The sequence below is a fragment of the Halomonas rhizosphaerae genome (assembly GCF_030010555.1).
GTDB lineage: Bacteria > Pseudomonadota > Gammaproteobacteria > Pseudomonadales > Halomonadaceae > Halomonas > Halomonas rhizosphaerae.
In genome coordinates this window covers 110,614-125,859 of the sequence record NZ_JASCQP010000027.1, presented here as the reverse complement: position 1 = coordinate 125,859, position 15,246 = coordinate 110,614, and the positions used below count along the sequence as shown (strand labels likewise).

Below are 15,246 nucleotides of genomic sequence, written 5' to 3'. Positions count from 1 at the left end.
CTGGTCCTGATTTCGGGGACCACTTCAATCAAGGAGGATATGCCAACCTTGCACGACTCGTGCCGTTACCCAGTGGCTCCACCTGGATCTGCACCGGAATGCGCTCGTGCATCTCCTGCACGTGGGAGATCACGCCCACGCGTCGGCCCAGGGCCTGCAGGCCATCCAGCGCCTCCATGGCCAGCGCCAGGGATTGCGGGTCGAGGCTGCCGAAGCCCTCGTCGATGAACAGCGACTCGATGGTGAGTTCCCCCGACGCCATGGAGGCCAGCCCCAGAGCGAGGGCCAGCGAGACCAGGAAGGTCTCTCCGCCCGAGAGCGAGTGCACCGAGCGGCGCTCGTCGCCCATATCGAAGTCTTCCACCAGCAGGCCCAGGGGGCTGCCGCCGCGCACCAGCCGGTAGCGGCGGCTGAGGCCGGCCAGGTGGGCGTTGGCATGCTCGAGGAGCTGCTCAAGGTTGTAGGCCTGGGCGATGCGACGGAAGACCTTGCCGTCGGCGGAGCCGATCAGCTCGCCGATCTGCCCCCAGCGGCGGTACTCGGCCTGGGCGGCGTCCAGCTCGGCCTGGCCGGCCTTGCGGCGCTCGCGCCTTCGATCATCGTCGCTCAGGGCGAAGGCGGCGTTGTCGCGGGCCCGCTGGGCCTCGTCCAGGCGGGGGGCCAGCTCCGCCTGGGCCTCCTCCAGGGCCTCCCGGCGGCGTCGCAGCGTGTCGGCAACGTCGTCGGCCAACAGCGCTTCGTCGCTGTCGTCCTCGGTCAGCCCCTGGTCACGTCTGTGGCGCAGCAGGGCGTCGCGTCGCTCGGCCAGGGTGGCGGCGGCGCGCTGGCGGGTCTGGTCGGCCGCCTCGATCCGCTGCTCCTCGTGCCGGGCGTCCTCCTCGGACTGGGCCATCAGCCGCGCCAGGGTGGCATCGGTCAGCTCGGGGTGGGCCTGGCGCCAGTCGGCCAGCTCGCGGGCCAGGGTCTCCTGCTCGTTGCGCCGCTGGTCGAGCTGCCTGGCTTCGTGCTCCACCTGCTGGGCGAGGCGCTGGTGCTCACGCTGGGCCTCGTGCAGACGCCCCTGGGCGTTGTCTCGCGCCTGGCGGGCGCTCTCCTGGCAGGCGTCGAGCCGCTGCTGCCAGGCATCCGGTGAGGCATACTCGCCGAGCCGGTCGGCGAGCCGGCGGGCGAGCGCGTCGCGCTCTTTTCGCAGTGGAGGCAGCTGCTCGTCCAACTCGGCCAGCTGCCTATCGGCCCCTGCCTTCTCGGCCTCCAGGCGCGCCAGCGCCACCCGGCCCTCCTGGAGCGCTTGTTCCAGCGGGGCCAGCTCGGCTTCGGCCCGGGCCAGTTCGTCCAGGCGCTGCCGCTCCTGCCGGCGTAGAGTGTCGCTCCGTTCTCGCTGGGCCTGCAGCCAGCCTTCGCGCTCGGGTTCGGCGATGGCGGCGAGTTCCTCCTGGAGGGGGTGCGCCTCCAGGGCCTGGCGGGCCGCGGCCCATTGCCGCTCGGCCGCTTCCCGGTCCTGCCGGTGCCGGGTGAGGGCGGCCTCCACGGCGCGGTACTCGCCCACCAGCTCGTCACGTTGTTGCTGGGCCGTGTCGCGGGCCTGCCGGGCCTCGTCGAGCTGGCGCGCTTCCTCCGCTTCCTGGGCGGCGAGCTGAGCGGCCTCGCTGCTGGTTGGTGGGTGCTGGCGGAAGGGATGATCCAGGCCGCCGCACACCGGGCAGGGGTCCCCTTCCTGGAGGGTATCGCGCAGCCGCACCACGCTCTCGCTGCGCACGGCGCGGCTGCGTTCGATCAGCGCGGCGACGCTGTCGAGGTGGTGCTGGGCCCTGTCCAGGTGCTGACGGGCGCGCTGACCCTCTTCCAGCAGCCTGTCACGGCGGGCCTGGTCGTCGCTGACCTGGCCGGCCAGGCGGGTCAGGGCCTGCTCGGTACGGCCGAGTTCCTGCCAGCGGCTGGCCAGCTCGCCCAGGGCCAAATGACGACGGGCGGCCTGGTCGTGATCCCGCTGGGCGGCCTGCCGGGCCTCGTCGAGGCAGGAGTGAGCGCCCACCCACCGCGTCAGGGTTGCCTGCCAGTCGTCGCGCTGCCGCTGTCGGGCCTGCTGGTTCGCCTCGGCCTTGCGCTGCTCGCGGGCCAGCCGCTCGGCCTGTGCCTGCTGGCGGGTGCGGGCCGCCTCCAGGTCGGCGAGCTGCTTCTCCCGTGTGGCGAGGCGCTGGGCCTCGTCGCGGGCCTCGCGCAGTTCGGGCTCGGCCCGGCGGCGGGCATCAGAGGCCTCGCTCAACGCCTGCTCGGCCTGCGTCCGGGCGGTCTCCGCCGCCTGCTGCTCGGTGCCGGCGGCCTCCCGTGCCTTCAGGGTCCCGGCGTGGCTCGCCTCCAGGGCGGCGATCTCCTCGGGCAGTTCGCTCCGACGTAGCAGGGCGTGGCGCCGCGGGGCAATCAGCCGGCGCCACTCGCGTTCGGCACGCAGGTGAGCGAGCGCTTGCCACGCCTCCTGGGCCGCCCGCTGTTGTGCCTGGCCCTGGCGGTATGCCTCGTGCAGGCGGGCATCGTCATCGTGCCAGCGGCGCTGTGCCTTGAGCGACTCCGCCTGGGCCTGCAGGTCAGCGAGTGCTTGCCGGGTGGCCTTGGCGGCGCGCTCCAGCTCGGCGCGAGCCTCGGGCTCGGCGGGCAGGTCATCGGCGAGCCTCGCTTCCAGGACCTCCACGGCCTTTCTGGCCTCGCTGGCACGGCGGTAGGCGGCCATGGAGATCGCCGAGTACTCGGCGGTGCCGGTGAGACGCTCCAGCAGGTCACTGCGTTCGTTGTCGTCGGCCTGGAGGAAGGCGGCGAACTCGCTCTGGGCGAGCAGCACGGCGCGGGTGAACTGGTCGAAGGTGAGCCCCAGGCGTTCCGGCAGCAGGCGGTCGAACTCACGCTTCTGGGTGGTGATCAGGCGGTCGTCCTCGAGGTCGCGCAGCGACTGTTCGGCCTTCTGCAGCTTGCCGCCGACCTTCTCCCTGGCGCGGCGCACCGCCCAGCGGGCGCGATAACGACGCCCGTCGCGGCCCAGGAAGTCCACCTCGGCGAAGCCGGCGGCGGTCCCGCGGCGCAGCAGGGTGCGCGGGTCGCTGGTGGTCAGGGTGGAGTCCGGGGTGTCGTCGATCTGGCTGTCCCGTGCTGGTGCCTGGCGCAGCCGCGGCGTGCCGCCGTAGAGCGCCAGGCACAGTGCATCGAGCAGGGTGCTCTTGCCGGCCCCGGTGGGGCCGGTGATGGCGAAGAGGCCGGCATCGCGCAGCGGGGCGGCGGTGAAGTCGAGCTCGAGCGGGCCGGGCAACGAGGCCAGGTTCTCCAGGCGCAGGGCGAGGATCCTCATGGGCGACCCTCCTCGGCGGCCTCGTCGTCGGCATCGAGCACCTCCTGGCGCAGCCGGTCGAAGTCGGCGAGCACGTCGTCGTCCGGCGGCTGGCCCCAGCGTGCCTCCCAGGTGCGCTCGAAGAGCTTGCGCGGACCGAGGGTCGCCAGGTCGACCCTCGCCGACGTCGCCTTGCCCTCGACTCGGGGCAGGCGGCGCTCCAGGCGCAGCAGGCGCAGCGCCTTGTCGGCAAGCGCTGCCTCCACCCGGGCGCGCAGGTCGGGGATCGGGGCATCGAGCTCCACGCGCACCTCCAGCCAGGGCCAGCGCTCGCGTGCAAGGGCCGGGTTATCTTCCAGGGCCTCGAGTTCGGCCAGTATCCGATCCAGCGGGCCCGGGCCGATGCGGTGCATGGCCACCGGGCGTGGCACGGCAATCGCCTCGGTCGCGGCCAGCGACTCGCCGTCCAGGGTCACCTCCACCACCTGGTGGGGGTAGGCGACCTCGCTGAAGTCCAGCGGCAGGGGGCTGCCGCTGTAGCGGATGCGCGCCTCGCCGACCCGCTGGGCGCGATGAAGATGCCCCAGCGCCACGTAGGCGATTTCCGGCGGGAAGAGGGCGGCGGAGATCGATTCCTCGCCGCCGATCACGATGGGTCGCTCGCTGGCCTCGGAAATGGCCGCGCCGTGCAGGTGGGCGTGGCTCATCGCCACCAGCGCCTGGCCGGGCCGGCGCCGGGCGCGGGCGGCCTCGACCAGCTGGGTGTGGACGCGGCTGATGCCGGCGACATAGTCGTTGCCTTCCTCGCCGTGGGGGGGCGCGATGCCGTTGCCGGTGACCTCGGCGGGGCGCAGGAAGGGCAGTGCCAGGCACCAGGCGCGGGTCTCGCCGTCCTCGTTGGTCAGCGGGACCAGCAGGTGCTCGGCGTCCAGGGTGCCGTCGTCCAGCCAGCGGACCCGGCCCAGGGCATGGGTGCGCAGCCGGCGCATCAGCGGGGCGGGCAGCTCGATGCGGTTGCCGCTGTCATGGTTGCCGGCGATCAGCACGATGTCGAGCCCGGGGAGTCGCTCGTGGGCGGAAACGATAAAGTCGTACAGCAGTTCCTGGGCACGCAGCGAGGGGTTGACCACGTCGAAGATGTCGCCGGCCACCAGCAGGGCATCGGCACGGTGCGCCACCAGGGTGTCGAGCAGCCAGGCGAGGAAGGCGCGGTGCTCGACGTGGCGCTCCTGGCCATGGAAGCTCTGGCCCAGGTGCCAGTCGGCGGTATGGATCAGTTTCAGCATCGGCTCCCCGGTGTTCCGTCACGCGGCAAAAGCCGTAGTCTAACCCGAGCGACACCGACGAATCAGGGAGCCAGGATGTCCATTTCCCCCTTGCACGACTGGAACCTCGCCCCGAGCGAGGCCATCGCCCTGCAGAAGCGGCTGGCCTCTCGCGTGGAACGTGCCGACCGCCTGGAGCCGGTGCGACATCTCGCCGGCGTGGATATCGGCTTCGAGCAGGGTGGCGAGATCACCCGCGCGGCGGTGGTGGTGCTGGCCTGGCCGCCGGGTGCGTCAGGCGAGTTCGAGCCGGCCACCCTGGAGATAGTGGAGCAGGTGGTGCATCGCGAGCCGACGCGCATGCCCTATGTGCCGGGGCTCTTGTCGTTTCGCGAGGTGCCGGCGGCGGTGGCGGCCTTCGATGAACTGACCGTGTGGCCCGAGTTGGTGATGGTGGATGGCCAGGGCATCGCCCATCCGCGGCGGATCGGCGTGGCCAGCCACCTGGGGCTCTGGCTCGACCTGCCCACCATCGGCGTGGCCAAGTCGCGGCTGTGCGGGCGCCACGGCGAGCCGGGCCCGGCGCGGGGCGACTGGACGCCGCTGGTGGATGGGCCGGAAGACGAGGTGATTGGCGCGGTGCTGCGCTCGCGGGTGAAGGTGAAGCCGATCTTCGTCTCGCCGGGGCATCGGGTGTCGCTGCCCACGTCGCTTGCGTGGGTCATCCGATGCCTGGGCCCTACCAAGCTGCCGGAGCCGACCCGGCTGGCGGATCGCCTGGCCTCGCGGCGGGGGCGGGTAGGGTAGGGTGGCCGCCTGGGCTATACTGCCGCTCCCTTCTTTCGCTCCCTTCCCTGAACGAGGCGACCATGACCGCATCCCCCGATCCCCTTGCCGCCACCCGGGCCTGGGTGGAGACCTTCGTGGTCGCCCGCGATGTCTGTCCCTTCGCCGGCCGCGAGGTGGCCCGCGACACCATCCGCTATGTGGCGGTGCCGGCCTCGGACCGCGAGGCGGCACTGCTGGCGCTGTTCGACGAGTGCCGCCACCTGGACGCCACCCCCGAGGTGGAGACCACGCTGCTGGTGCTCACCGAGGGGCTCGACGACTTCGACGACTACCTGGACCTGCTGGCCGTCGCCGAGGCGCTGCTGGCGGAGCAGGGCTTCGAGGGCACCTACCAGCTGGCGAGCTTCCACCCGGACTACGTCTTCGCGGACGCCGAGCCGGAGGACCCCGCCAACTTCACCAACCGTTCCCCCTTCCCTATGTGGCACCTGCTGCGCGAGGAAGGGCTGGAGCGGGCCCTGGCCCACCACCCGGACCCGGCGGGGATCCCCGAGCGAAATATCGCGGCGATGCGTGAGCTGGGCCATGAGGCCCTCTCCGATGCCCTGGCCAGGCTGCGCGGCTAGGTTGCAGGGCCGAGCCTAGACGATATCCAGCGGCGTCTTGCGGTCCGGCGCCGGGAAGGCGGCGTCGAGGCGGGCCAGGCTCTCGGCATCCAGCTCGACCGCCAGGGCGGCGGCGTTCTGTTCCACGTGCGCGAGCCGGGTGGCCTTGGGTATGGCGATCACGTCCCTGGCGCCGTCGATAGGGCGGATCGCCCAGGCCAGCAGCAGCTGGGTGGGCGTGATGCCGAGTTCGTCGGCGATTCCCTCCACCTCGGGATGGCCGAGCAGGTCGCGGCGCAGCGTGCCGGCCTGGGCCAGGGGGCAGTAGGCCATGGTGGGGATGCCACGCTGGCGCTGCCAGGGCAACAGCGAGTGCTCGATGCCCCGCGAGCCCAGATGGTAGAGCACCTGGTTCACCGCGCAGGCCGCGCCCCCGGGCAGGGCGGTCAGTGCGGCCATCTCGTCCACGTCGAAGTTGGAGACGCCGAAGCGGCGGATCTTGCCTGCCTCCTGCAGCCGCTCGAAGGCCTCCAGGGTCTCCTCCAGCGGGATGTTGCCCGGCCAGTGCAGCAGGTAGAGGTCGAGGTGGTCGGTGTGCAGGCGGGCGAGGCTCGCCTCGCAGGCGGCGATGGCGCTGTCGCGCCCGGCGTTCCAGGGGTAGACCTTGGAGACCAGCAAGGCCTCGTCGCGACGCCCCGCGAGCGCCTCGCCCACCACCTCCTCGGCGCCGCCGTCGCCATACATCTCGGCGGTGTCGATCAGGGTGAGGCCCTGGGCCAGGCCATGCTGCAGGGCGCGCACCTCGTCGCGGCGCGGGGCCAGCCCCTCGCCCATGTACCAGGTGCCCTGGCCGATGGCCGGCAGGTCGCGGGCCGGTTCATGGGCGGTGGCGGGGAGTCGCACGCTGGGTGGTGTCGGCATGGGTATCTCCTGATACAAGGTGTGTGGAAATATTTTTCATATAGTCTGGTTGCTGGCGGTCGCCGATGCAATCGACCTTGCCTCAGGAGGAGGGCATCCCCATGGTGTATGGTGAAGAGGCAGCAAGTTACCCCTGACAACGAGAAGGAGTCGACATGAGCATCAAGAAATCCGGCAGCGCCGTCTGGCAGGGCGGCCTCAAGGACGGCAAGGGGACGGTCTCCACCCAGAGCGGCGCGATCCAGGACGTCCCCTACAGCTTCGCCAAGCGCTTCGAGGGCGAGGCGGGCTCCAACCCCGAGGAGCTGATCGGCGCCGCCCATGCGAGCTGCTACTCCATGGCCCTGTCGCTGATCCTGGGCGAGGCCGGCCTGACCGCCGAGCGCATCGCCACCGAGGCGAAGGTGTCCCTGGAGGAGGTCGAGGGCGGTTTCGCCATCTCCGCCATCCATCTCGACACCGTGGCGAAGATTCCGGGCGCCGACGAGGCGACCTTCCAGGACGCGGCCGACAAGGCCAAGGAAGGGTGCCCCGTTTCCAAGCTGTTCAACGCCGAGATCAGCCTGTCGGCGACGCTGGAAAACTGAGCCCGGCGCCGGCCTGACCGGCCGGGCAGGTATCATCGCGCCGGGGCCACCGTGAGGTGGCCCCGGCGTCTTGTGTCGGGTATCGCGCTTGTCCCGGGCGCTGCTCTTGTCCCGGGGGCGCTACGGCGAGGCGATGCCGCGCTGGGCGGCCTTCACCAGGGCGCGGATCAACCGCTGCTGGGGGCGGTTGAAGACCAGCCACTCGGGATGCCACTGCACGCCGATCAGGAACTCGTGGTCGCGGGACTCGATGCCCTGCACCAGGCCATCGCGGTCCCGGGCGACGATCTCGATGCCCTTTCCCGTCCGTTGCACCGCCTGGTGGTGCAGGCTGTTGATGCGACACCAGCTCACCTCGAGGATGCGATGCAGCTGGCTGTCGGCGACGATGTCCACAGTCTTGCGCGGCAGCACGGTGCGGCGGCGCTTGAGACCCTCGTGGGTGGTGTAGATGTCCGGGTCCAGGGTGCCGCCCTGGTAGACGTTGATCAGCTGGGCGCCGCGGCAGATGCCCAGTACGGGCTTGCCCAGCGGGATGAAGCGTTCCAGCAGCTCGAGCTCGAGTTCGTCGCGCTGCGGGTCGACGCGGACGTCCAGGCGTACCTCGTCGTCGTAGAGGTGGGCCTGGATATCGTCGCCGCCGCCGATGATCAGGCCATCGAGCGCCTCGGGGAAGGGGCGCGAGGGTGACAGCCGCCGCGGTCGACCGCCGTGGCGCCAGACGGCAAACCAGTCGAACCACCAGGCGATCCGGCTCTTGGCGTCGGAGGTGGTGATGCCGATCAGGGGACGCGTCGTACGGCTCATCGGCGAGACACCCAGCGGCGCAGGCGGGTCAGCCAGCGGCGTGGCGCCGAGGGGCGGTGCCGGGCGAGAAACTGCGCGCTGCGCTCGGCCAGGGTCTCCGGGGTGGTGGCCAGGCGCTCGACCTCCAGCCAGCGGTTCCACTCCGTCACCGCCCCCCAGCCGGGCTCGGAAAGCTGGGCATTGGGCAGGCGGTAGTGGAAGGTCGGGCGCGCCTTGACCAGCTTGTCGCTCAAGAGCTCGTGGGGATGCTCCGGGCGCAGGTGGGCGAACAGCGGGAACAGGTCCAGCTCACGGTTGCGGGTCGGGTTGTCGGCCAGGTAGTCGTCGATCAGGGTGTCCAGGTCCGGGGCATAGTCCGGGTCCAGCACCCTGAGGGCATAGGCTCTAGGGAAGGGATTGGCATGCGGCAGTACCTCGCGGGTGATGTCCACGTGGATCTGCTCGCGCAGCCAGGCGGCGCTCAGCAGGTAGGCGCGCAGGTAGGCCAGCAGGCTCTCGACCTCGAGGCTCGGCACCTCGGGGTTGAGGTGCAGGCCGAAGCCATAGAGCAGGCTGGCGTCGGTGCCCTTGGCCCCATGGGTGCGCAGCGCCTCGAAGAGGGCGTCGAGTTCCTCCAGCTCGTCCCAGGGCACCGGCGGGCAGACGATCTCGGTGGGCACCAGGCCGGTGACCACGTCGCCGATCAGCTCCCGGGTCCGGGCATGGAAGTCCAGGCGCATGCGCTCCCACTCGCTGTCGCCGGCCGCCTCGGCATCCACCACGGTCTGATCGGGATGGGCGTACTGGGTGTCCAGCTCGATGCCGAACACGCCCCAGCGGGTGTCGACGACCTTGAGGCGATGGGGGCTGAGGGTCTCGATCTCGCCGCCGAACAGCTCGCGCACCAGTTCGGCCGTCTCCCGGGGGGGCAGGCCGGCGAACTCGATCTCGACGCCGACGCGACGCGTCTCGCCGTCGACATTGCGGGGTTCGGGTGGCGGTTGCGGCGTCATGACGGCATCCTGTAGGACATGTTGTCGGCAGCCTATCACACTGCCTCGGGAATCATGGATGCGGCCCGAGCTGTCATTTGTTCGCCAGAGAGACGAGACCCGGAGAGACCAGGGAGACGAAATGCCAGGGAGTCGAGAGAGTGCCTGAAACGAACCGGATGTTCGTTGTCGTTCGCAGCCTGTTGATATGGCTGCTGTTTTTGATGCTGTTTCCAACGCTGGCCTCGGCCCAGGCCACGCCCCTTTCTGCCCTGACACCGGGGAGCGGGGAGGAGGCGGCCTCCCATGACCCCCAGGCCTTCCAGGAGTCATTGAGCGAGGTGATCGCCACCCTCGAGGATGCCGACCAGCGCGAGGCCCTGCTGGAGAACCTGCGCCAGCTGCAGCAGGCCCACGACCCGACCGCCGAGGAGGCCGGTATCACCCGCCCCCAGGGCCTGCTCGGCGCCCTCGCCGAGACCATCAGCGACCTCGGCGAGCAGGCCGAGGCCGGCCGGTCGCCGGTGGACGAGTGGCAGCGCCAGCTGCAGCAGGGCGGGTCCGACCTGGTGGACCTGGTGGTGCAGACCGGCAATGCCGAGTTGCTGCGCTTCGTCATCGAGCTGACCGTGCTGCTGGTGATCTGGGCCGGGCTGCTGGTGATCCTGATCGCCCTGGGGCGGATGCTCGCCAGGCGCCGGGGCTGGCCCCTGGATCTGCCCCGCGAGCCCCGGGCCTGGCTGCTGGTGGTGCATTTCCTGCGCCGCATGCTGCCCTGGGCGCTGGCCTTTGCGCTGGTGCTGGGCATCGCCCAGCTGGTGCCGGAGAGCTCGGGACGCACCGCGACCCTGGTGATCGCCTATGTGGCGCTATGCGGGCGCACCCTCTCGGTGGTGGTGGAGACGGTGATCTCGGTCTTTACCAGCGGCCACCGCTTCATCGCCGTGCAGATCCTGCAGCAGCAGAGCCTGAGGCCGCTGTTCATCATCGGGGCCCTGATCGCGCTGGGTGATGCGTTCAATTCCACCCGTCTCTCTGGGATCATGGGCAGCGACCTGGCGAGCCTGATGTCGGTGCTGGCCAACGTGCTGGCGGCGATGATCAGCGGACGCTTCATCCTGCGCTTCAAGCGCCCGATCAAGCACCTGATCCGCAATCGCCCCTATACCCTGCGGCGCGACAGGGGCAGTTCCTCCGAGGTGGCGCGGCTGGTGGGCGGCCTGTGGCACGTGCCGGCCCTGCTGCTGGTGGGGGGCTCGCTGCTGGCGATCTTCATCACCGTAGGCGACGTGGGCACGGCGCTGGCCCGCTCGATCATCTCGGCGTCGCTGCTGGTGCTGACGCTGGTCGTCACCGGCCTGATCCGCCGGCACGGCGAGCGGCGCTCCAAGCGCCGTCGGCTGAGCGACTACCGCAGACGCCTGGAACGCTTCGGCTATGCCCTGGCCCACGTGCTCGCCTGGATCGCCTTCGCCGAACTCTCGCTGCAGGTATGGGGGGGCTCGCTGATCGGCATCGGCCAGCAGGGGGTGGCCAGCGTACGCATCGGCCAGGCGCTGCTGGCCATCGGCTTCACCGTGCTGCTGGCCTGGCTGATCTGGATCTTCGCCGACACCGCCATCCAGCGCGCCCTGACCAGCCCGGCGCGTGCCCGGGGCAGGCGGGTCAACCTGGCCCGGGCGCAGACCATCACGCCGATGATCCGCAACATCATCTTCGCCACGATCGTGATCATTGCCTCCATCGTCGGCCTGGCCAACCTCGGAGTGAACGTCACGCCGCTGCTGGCCGGTGCCGGGGTGATCGGCCTGGCCATCGGTTTCGGCGCCCAGACCCTGGTGCAGGACCTGATCACCGGCATCTTCATCCTCATCGAGGATTCGCTGGCGGTGGACGACTTCGTCAAGATCAACGGCCATATCGGTACCGTCGAGGGGCTGACCCTGCGCACCGTGCGCCTGCGCGACCTGGATGCCGTCGTCCACATCATCACCTTCAGCCGTATCGAGTCCATCCACAACATGTCGCGCCAGTTCGGTATCGCCCTGATGCGGGTCCGCGTCCCCTTCGACATGAAAATCGACGATGCCACCACCCTGATGCAGGAGACCGCCCTGGAGCTGCGCCAGGACCCCATGATGCGCCACTACATCTGGTCGCCGCTGGAGATGCAGGGCATCGACAGCTTCGAGGACGGCTGCGCCATCCTGCGCATGCGCTTCCGCACCGCCCCGGAGATGCAGTGGGACGTGGCGCGGGCCTTCAACCTGCTGCTCAAGCAGCGCATGGAGACGCAGTCCGTCGACATCGGCGTGCCGCGGCTCAGCGTGAGCATGGAAGGGCAGGGTGGGGGCCGCCTGGATGGGACCGGCGAGGGTGCCAAGGGCCGCGATGCCAGCGGGCGACGGCCCGGCGAGGCCGGGGTCGCCGACCCCGCCGGCGATACCAATGCCCGGGGCGGCTCCCCGGATCCCGCCTAGTCCCCATGGCGACCCACCAGATCACGGTCGAGCGCCGGGACAGCCTGCACCTCAAGGTCTCCCGCGTGCTGCGTGAGGAGACCTCCCATCGACTGGACCTCTTCCTCTTCGTGCCCGCCGAGCTGGGCCTCAACTCCCATGTGCTCTCGGAGGAGGCGTTCTACCACGGCGCCATCCATGTCAAGCGCACCTACTACAGCGACCGCCACCGGCTGCCGCTGGTGATGAGTCGCCTGGCGGGCAAGCGCCTGGACGCCGGCCAGTATCGGCTGGGGCTGAGCCTCTACGCCTACCAGTACGTGGTGGCCCTAGAGCGCTCCACCCAGGCGTTGCTGGAGCTGTCGCGTCGCGTGCGGCAGGCGGAGAAGCGGGGTGACGACAAAGCCGCGAAGACCCAGAACCCTTCCCGGGCCGGCACGGCGCAGGACGACGAGGAGGTCGAGCGGCTGCGCACCCAGCTCGAGGAGACCGCCGACCTGGCCCGGGGCATCCTGGGGCGGCTGCGCCGCCAGGAGCCGAGCGACGAGAGCCTGCACCGCTACTACGCCAACATCGACAACTACCTCTCCTGGTTCACCGAGCAGAACCTGCTGGCGCTGGTCGCCCACCTGCCGCGCGGCCAGGGCTATCGGGCGATCCGCGAGCGCCTGCTGACCATCTGTCGCGACGAGATCGAGCATCGCCTGGCCCAGGAGTACAACTCCGAGCGGGTCACCCGGGATCCCACCCGGATGTCCAACAAGATGCGCCTGCTGAGGCGGCTGATCGAGTATCCCGTGACCCTCAAGCAGCGCAGCCAGGAGCTGGGCGGCGGCGAGCAGAAGGCGGTGAAGGCCTTCGCCACGGCGGTGGTGATGATCTTCGTCTCCCTGGGCCTGCTGCAGGCCCGGGAGTCGCTGGGCGACATCACCGCGCTCTTCGTGCTGACCCTGGCGGTGATCTATGCGCTGCGCGAGGTGTTCAAGGATGACCTGCGCATCACCCTGTGGCGCTGGCTGCGACGGGGCCGTCCCAAGTGGCGGCGCCAGTACCTGGACCCCACCAGCAATGTGGTCCTGGGCCGCCAGCTCGAGTGGTTCGACTACCAGCGCTATGCCCGGCTCGACGAGCAGATCCGCCGGGTGCGCAAGCGCAACCTGGCTCAGCGCGAGGAGGTGGTGCTGCACTACCGTTCCAGCTCGCGCATGTCGCCGACCCGCTTCCTCAGCGGCTATGACCGCACCCGCGAGACCCTGACCCTGGACCTCGCGCCGCTGGCGCGGCTGATGGACAAGGGCAGTCACCATGTCTACCGGCTGGAGGAGAAGGGACAGGTGGTCCGCGAGCCGGTGGAGAAGCGCCACCTGATCAACCTGGTGATCCGCGAGGTGGAGGGCGACGGCGAACCGCTGCTGCAGCGCTGGAAGATTGTCATGAGCCGCTCGCGAATCGTCGACGTGGAGCTGGTCCACGAGGAGGGGCACGAGGCGTAGTGGGATGCCCGGCCCATGGCGCTTCGGGCTCAGGCCAGGATCACCCTGAAGGTCACTGGTTGTTCAGCTTAATTAGTGGCAGGCTGTTTGACAGGGAGAGGCCGGTAGACCGGCCGCAAGCAGGGAACGTCACAATGATACTCAAGGAAAAGGACAGTGCGTTCAATATAAAAGCGTGCAGTCTAAGGCCTCCTGACGGCAATGTATGTAAGGTGATTAATAGGCGGATCGGAGCAAAGATGAACAAGGCTAAAAATATTTCTGATTTGATAGGGCGGGCTGTCTATGGTCTCATCAGCTTAAGCTTGGGGATTATCAGTCTCACAATGATGGGTGTTGCCTTATGGGATATATGGCTCTCGGTACACGAAAGAACATTGCTTGTTGCAGCCCTTCTTAATGCCATCGGCTTGATCGTGATTGGAATGGCTGTTTTCGATGTGTCCAAATTCTTGTTGGAAGAGGAGGTTTTTAGCAGCAGTGCTACAAAGTCACCTGAAAAACAGCGGCAGGCTTTGTTGAAATTTCTCGTTATTATTGCCATTGCGGTAAGTCTGGAATCCTTGGTTTTCATGTTTGACGCCGGGTCACAAGATATTACTATGTTGATTTATCCCACGTTCTTGTTAATTTCAGCTGTTTTGTTGGTGGTCGGTCTTGGTGTGTATCAGAGGTTGACACGTGACGAGGGCAAGTAGCCGTCAAAAACATATGGCGACATGTTCTTGAGTTGTTGTAGCGGCGTGATTGATTGGTCGTGTCGCAAACCCTGGGGAAAAAATAAAAATATGGCTGAAACTGATTTTGTGAAGTTTATCCATTCCGCATTTTCATGCGAATCTTGCCCGTGGCGCCATATCAGCGATCTCTGGAATTTCACACATGTCCGATTAGTGAACGCTGCTCTACGCTACCTCTGCTTCTGGTTGAGGCTGTGTGAAAACGAGGCTCCCGCTATGCTCTACCCGTGACGGCTCGTGGAGGTGCCGATGAAGCGTTTCGTTACAGGGGAGGCTAGGCCTCAAGCTTCGTTGTTCCCTGAGCTGCTGGATGATTTCATCTCAGAGACAATCAGGTCCGAGCCATCGAAGCCTTCGTCGAGGCTCTCGATCTCAGACAACTCGTCTTCAAGGGTGGGTTTTCACACAGCCTCGGCCGAAAGAAGACATTGAACTAGTCGCAAAATATCCCATTGCCCTCTTCCACGGGGATGGTCGTCGTCATTGGGGCCCCACTTTGATGACGGTTGCAGTGAGGCCTCGGAGGTCGCGTTACAGCGCCTCCTCCAGGAGCATGGCGAGTCGCTTGTGGTGCAGGGCATCGGCGGCCGCGTCGTAGGACGGGGCGTCCTTGGCGGTGAAGCCGTGGGCCGCCCCCTTGTAGAGCTCCGTGGTGAAGTGTATGCCGGCCTGGGCCAGCGCCTCGTCCATGCGGGCGATCTGCTCGGGGGGCAGCAGCGCATCCTGGTCGGCATGGCCGAAATAGACCCGCGCCTCGATGGTATCGACCCCATGCACGGGACTGTCGGGGTCGTCCGCCTCTGCCAGGCGAGCCGAGTGGAAGCCGGCTGCGGCGGCCACGCAGCGAGGGTGCTGGGCCGCCATGCGCAGTGCAAAGGCGCCGGTCATGCAGTAGCCGACCACGCCCACCTTGCCGTGCGCGAACTCGGCTTCGCTATCGAGGCACTTGAGCAGGGCGGCGAAGTCTCGGGACTGTGCCTCGGGTGTCAGGCGGGCGGCATACTCGAGCAGGGTCGGCCGCACGTCCGGGTCGCGAAAGGACTTGCCCTCCGGTACCACGGTCCCCGCTGCGTCGCGGTAGTAGAGGTTGGGCATCAGCACGGCGTAGCCGTGGTTCGCGATCAGCTGGGCCTTCTCGTGATAGCAGGGGCGCAGGCCGCCGATATCGGTGAACAGCACCACGGCCGGCAGCGGGCCGGTGGCGTTATCGGGCGTGACGATGTAGGCGTCGATGGTGCCGTCGGCGGCGGGAATGTCGATTGCGCGAGACATGAGCAGGCTCCGAAGTTTCCAGAG

The 15,246-nt window shown here is 68.5% G+C and carries 12 protein-coding genes; 6 read left to right on the top strand and 6 right to left on the bottom strand.

Features of this window, described 5'->3' with window-relative positions; all coding sequences use genetic code 11:
• Positions 1-28: 28 nt before the first annotated feature.
• Positions 29-3,334, bottom strand: a complete 3,306-nt coding sequence (locus QLQ83_RS11360; protein ID WP_282735640.1) for an AAA family ATPase — start codon at positions 3,332-3,334, stop codon at positions 29-31.
• Complete coding sequence (locus QLQ83_RS11355) at positions 3,331-4,599, bottom strand: exonuclease SbcCD subunit D (protein ID WP_282735639.1); 1,269 nt, start codon at positions 4,597-4,599, stop codon at positions 3,331-3,333. Before QLQ83_RS11355 ends, QLQ83_RS11360 begins: the two co-directional genes overlap by 4 nt.
• A 75-nt stretch (positions 4,600-4,674) precedes the next feature.
• Here QLQ83_RS11355 and nfi point away from each other — a divergent pair, with 75 nt between their 5' ends.
• Together nfi and QLQ83_RS11345 are read left to right on the top strand one after the other, a co-directional pair.
• Positions 4,675-5,385, top strand: coding sequence for a deoxyribonuclease V (gene nfi, locus QLQ83_RS11350; protein ID WP_282735638.1), 711 nt, complete (start codon positions 4,675-4,677; stop codon positions 5,383-5,385).
• 62 nt (positions 5,386-5,447) lie between these two features.
• Positions 5,448-5,993 (top strand): DUF1415 domain-containing protein, encoded by a 546-nt coding sequence (locus QLQ83_RS11345; RefSeq protein ID WP_282735637.1) that lies wholly within the window; start codon positions 5,448-5,450, stop codon positions 5,991-5,993.
• Between the two features lie 15 nt (positions 5,994-6,008).
• Here the strand turns inward: QLQ83_RS11345 and QLQ83_RS11340 are convergent, their stop codons facing one another.
• Positions 6,009-6,893, bottom strand: coding sequence for an aldo/keto reductase (locus QLQ83_RS11340; RefSeq protein WP_282735636.1), 885 nt, complete (start codon positions 6,891-6,893; stop codon positions 6,009-6,011).
• 155 nt (positions 6,894-7,048) lie between these two features.
• Here QLQ83_RS11340 and QLQ83_RS11335 point away from each other — a divergent pair, with 155 nt between their 5' ends.
• Positions 7,049-7,480 (top strand): OsmC family protein, encoded by a 432-nt coding sequence (locus QLQ83_RS11335; RefSeq protein WP_282735635.1) that lies wholly within the window; start codon positions 7,049-7,051, stop codon positions 7,478-7,480.
• Positions 7,481-7,600: 120 nt separating this feature from the next.
• On the opposite strand, the gene QLQ83_RS11330 is transcribed toward QLQ83_RS11335, so the two are convergent.
• Positions 7,601-8,287: a gamma-glutamyl-gamma-aminobutyrate hydrolase family protein gene (locus QLQ83_RS11330; protein ID WP_282735634.1), complete on the bottom strand. Its 687-nt coding sequence runs from the start codon at positions 8,285-8,287 to the stop codon at positions 7,601-7,603.
• A complete protein-coding gene (locus tag QLQ83_RS11325) occupies positions 8,284-9,279 on the bottom strand; it encodes an amidoligase family protein (protein ID WP_282735633.1) in 996 nt (331 codons plus the stop codon). Before QLQ83_RS11325 ends, QLQ83_RS11330 begins: the two co-directional genes overlap by 4 nt.
• Positions 9,280-9,437: 158 nt before the next feature.
• On the opposite strand from QLQ83_RS11325, the gene QLQ83_RS11320 reads away from it, so the two are divergent.
• The 3 genes from QLQ83_RS11320 (at position 9,438) to QLQ83_RS11310 (ending at position 13,908) form a co-directional block, all read left to right on the top strand.
• Entirely contained in the window at positions 9,438-11,738 is a 2,301-nt protein-coding gene (locus QLQ83_RS11320; RefSeq protein ID WP_411971132.1) for a mechanosensitive ion channel family protein, read from the top strand.
• A gap of 5 nt (positions 11,739-11,743) precedes the next feature.
• The gene (locus QLQ83_RS11315; protein WP_282735632.1) at positions 11,744-13,210 is read left to right on the top strand and encodes a hypothetical protein; all 1,467 of its coding nucleotides are present in this window, start codon (positions 11,744-11,746) and stop codon (positions 13,208-13,210) included.
• A 239-nt stretch (positions 13,211-13,449) separates the two neighbouring features.
• A complete protein-coding gene (locus QLQ83_RS11310) occupies positions 13,450-13,908 on the top strand; it encodes a general glycosylation pathway protein (RefSeq protein ID WP_282735631.1) in 459 nt (152 codons plus the stop codon).
• A gap of 573 nt (positions 13,909-14,481) precedes the next feature.
• Here QLQ83_RS11310 and QLQ83_RS11305 read toward each other — a convergent pair.
• Positions 14,482-15,222 (bottom strand): dienelactone hydrolase family protein, encoded by a 741-nt coding sequence (locus QLQ83_RS11305; RefSeq protein ID WP_282735630.1) that lies wholly within the window; start codon positions 15,220-15,222, stop codon positions 14,482-14,484.
• Between the last annotated feature and the right edge of the window lie 24 nt (positions 15,223-15,246).